General features: G+C 51.5%; 2 protein-coding genes. Both read right to left on the bottom strand.

The window, feature by feature from the left end; all coding sequences use genetic code 11:
- Positions 1 to 6: 6 nt before the first annotated feature.
- Positions 7 to 393 carry a TraA family conjugative transfer protein gene (traA, locus tag R7044_RS26355; RefSeq protein ID WP_023584042.1) on the bottom strand — a complete coding sequence of 129 codons (387 nt, stop codon included), beginning with the start codon at positions 391 to 393 and terminating at the stop codon, positions 7 to 9.
- Positions 390 to 621, bottom strand: a 232-nt coding sequence (locus R7044_RS26350) for a TraV family lipoprotein (protein ID WP_225456132.1), incomplete at its 5' end; no start/stop codon positions are given. The genes R7044_RS26350 and traA, both read right to left, overlap by 4 nt.

Genomic DNA, 621 nt, shown 5'->3' with positions numbered 1-621 from the left:
ATATTATCAGGTGCCCAGTAAAACGGCGCTGATCGCTGGAACTGCTGTGCCAATGACTTCTTGAGTACTGGCAACAACAGGTAAAGTTGCAGACATGACACTTTCAACGACTGTTGGCGTATTGTAGAGACCCATACCGCCACCAATGCCCAAGGCAAAGGCCATCAAGCTTTGGCGAGCGATACCGCCCACAATACCCACCAGAACCATGGCTCCCGCTACGATCCGTCCCAAAGTACCTTGGGTCCAGTCTTTTAGGGTATCCCACACATCGGTGAAAGCATCACCACCGGTGCCCGCAAATGAGGGCTCCGAAATCATTAACGCCATTAAACCAAGCGCACCAATGGTCATTAGGCGCTGAGTTTGAATGGTGCGAACTGCATTTGTCATTCGTTAGTTTCTCCGTAGATACTCAAGTTATCGCGCTTACCATCAGCTCCCGCTGAGGCTGAATCGCTTTGAGTCTGAAGTGGACGTAGCACTGGCGAAACCGTTCGAGGTGCGGACACCCCAATATCCCACCGGCGCGGTTCAATTTCGGTAAACACGTAGCTGGATAAATTCAGATCCCCACCATCATCCTCCCCAGGCGCAATCCAAATCCGCATTACCCTTGAA

The sequence above is a fragment of the Vibrio sp. 1402 genome (assembly GCF_033340275.1).
Note: the sequence above shows the minus strand (reverse complement) of the source record. Positions and strands in the feature narration are given on the sequence as shown.

Coding starts and splice junctions, on each gene's coding strand:
- traA (WP_023584042.1), bottom strand. CDS start 393: ATGACAAATGCAGTTCGCACCATTCAAACTCAGCGCCTAATGACCATT.